Source organism: Microbacterium sp. (genome assembly GCF_032084865.1).
In the GTDB taxonomy this organism is placed as follows: domain Bacteria; phylum Actinomycetota; class Actinomycetes; order Actinomycetales; family Microbacteriaceae; genus Microbacterium.
In genome coordinates, this window is sequence record NZ_DAMDLU010000232.1 from 1 (window position 1) to 2,071 (window position 2,071).

3 protein-coding genes are annotated in these 2,071 nt (G+C 71.8%); all 3 read left to right on the top strand.

The window, feature by feature from the left end; translation table 11 throughout:
* Positions 1 to 513, top strand: a 513-nt coding sequence (locus RT309_RS14850; protein WP_313358276.1) for a thiamine pyrophosphate-dependent enzyme, incomplete at its 5' end; no start/stop codon positions are given.
* Positions 510 to 1,547, top strand: a complete 1,038-nt coding sequence (locus tag RT309_RS14855) for an alpha-ketoacid dehydrogenase subunit beta (protein ID WP_313358278.1) — start codon at positions 510 to 512, stop codon at positions 1,545 to 1,547. The genes RT309_RS14850 and RT309_RS14855, both read left to right, overlap by 4 nt.
* Positions 1,544 to 2,071, top strand: a 528-nt coding sequence (locus tag RT309_RS14860) for a biotin/lipoyl-containing protein (RefSeq protein WP_313358280.1), incomplete at its 3' end; no start/stop codon positions are given. The genes RT309_RS14855 and RT309_RS14860, both read left to right, overlap by 4 nt.

Below are 2,071 nucleotides of genomic sequence, written 5' to 3' on the forward strand. Positions count from 1 at the left end.
GTGCCGCTCGCGCGCCAGAGCGCGGCGCCGTCGCTCGCGCACAAGGCGATCGGCTACGGGATGCCCGGCGAGCGCGTCGACGGCAACGACGTCGCTGCGCTGCTCGCCGTGCTCGGCGAAGCTGTCGAGCGCGCCCGCGGCGGCGGCGGCCCCTCGCTGATCGAGGCGCACACCTATCGCATCCAGGCGCACACCAACGCCGACGACGACACCCGCTACCGCGAGCGAGATGAGGTGCAGGCCTGGATCGACCGCGACCCGCTGACTCGTCTGCGCGCGCACCTCGCCGCCCGGGGCGCGCTGTCGGACGATGACGAGCAGCGCATCGCAGCAGGAGCCGAGAGCATCGCCGCAGCCCTGCGCACCGCGCTGAACGCCGATGCCGACCTCGACCCGGAGGATCTGTTCCGCTTCGTCACCGCCGACCGCTCACCGCAGCTCGAGGAGCAGTGGCGGATGCTGCAGAGCGAGATCGAACGGGATGCCCTGACGCAGACGGGACCACGGCCATGAGCATCGCATCCGACCTCCGCACCGACCAGGCCACTCCTCACGTCGTCGGCACGATGACCATGGCCGCCGCGCTCAACCGCGCCCTCGCCGACGCGATCCAGGAGGATCCCGCGGTCGTCGTCTACGGCGAGGACGTCGGCGCGCTCGGCGGCGTCTTCCGCATCACCGACGGGCTCGCGGAGCGCTTCGGCGAGGACCGCTGCTTCGACACCCCGCTCGCCGAGGCCGGCATCGTCGGCACCGCGGTCGGCATGGCGATGAACGGGATGCGACCGGTCGTCGAGATGCAGTTCGACGCGTTCGCGCTGCCCGCGTTCGAGCAGATCGTCAGCCAGGTCGCGAAGTTCGGCAACCGCACCCGCGGATCGATGCGGATGCCGCTCGTCATCCGCATCCCGTTCGGCGGCGGCATCGGCGGTGTCGAGCACCACTGCGACTCGTCGGAGGCCTACTACGCGCACACTCCCGGCCTCACCGTCGTCTCGCCGTCGTCCCCGCAGGATGCGTACTCGCTGCTGCGCGCGGCGATCGCCTCGCCCGACCCGGTGATCTTCCTCGAGCCGAAGAAGCTGTACTGGGCGAAGGGCGAGGTAGACACCTCGATCACCGCCGAGCTCGGCACCGCCCGCATCGCACGGGAGGGCACCGACGTCACCGTGCTCGCCTACGCAGCCATGGTGCCGGTCGCCCTCGAGGCTGCCGAGATCGCCGCGGCAGAGGGCCGGAGCATCCAGGTCGTCGACGTGCGTTCGCTGTCGCCATTCGACGATGCGACGGTCACTTCTGCCGTGCGCGCGACCGGGCGCGCGGTCGTCGTCGCCGAGGCGCCCGGCTACGCGAGCGTCGCGAGCGAGATCCAGGCGCGTGTGTTCGAGCGGTGCTTCGAACACCTCGAGGCGCCGGTGCGGCGGGTGACCGGTTTCGACACCCCGTACGCGCCCCCGAAGCTCGAGCACCGGTACCTGCCCGATGCCGACCGCGTGCTGGATGCCATCGACTCGCTCTATCCCGACGATGAGGAGACGGCACGATGACGACCGCGACAGCACGCGTGTTCCGCCTGCCCGATCTCGGCGAGGGCCTCACCGAGGCGGGTCTCGTGCAGTGGCTGGTGAAGGTCGGCGACACGGTCACCACCGACCAGGCGATCGCCGAGGTCGAGACGGCGAAGAGCATCGTCGAGCTGCCGTCGCCGTTCGCGGGCGTGATCACGGCGCTGCACGGCGAGGCAGGCGACGTGCTCGAGGTGGGCGCGCCGGTGCTCGAGGTGGCAGACGGGGCCGGCGACGAATCGACTGCGGAGGCGGCAGCTTCGGATGCCGAGGGCGGCCAGCCTGCGACGACGGCAGCTCCGGATGCCGAGAAGGAGACCTATCGTTCCGAGGAGCGCGCAGGTTCGGGCAACGTCCTGATCGGCTACGGCACCACCGAACGCGTCTCGTCGGGCCGACGCCGCGCGCGGGCATCCCGGCCGTCCGCGGCCGCCTCCCCTGCTGCTCCCGCCGCGTCGACGGGTCAGGCGGAGCCCGCGCCGCGCATGGTGGCGGTGCGCTCCCCC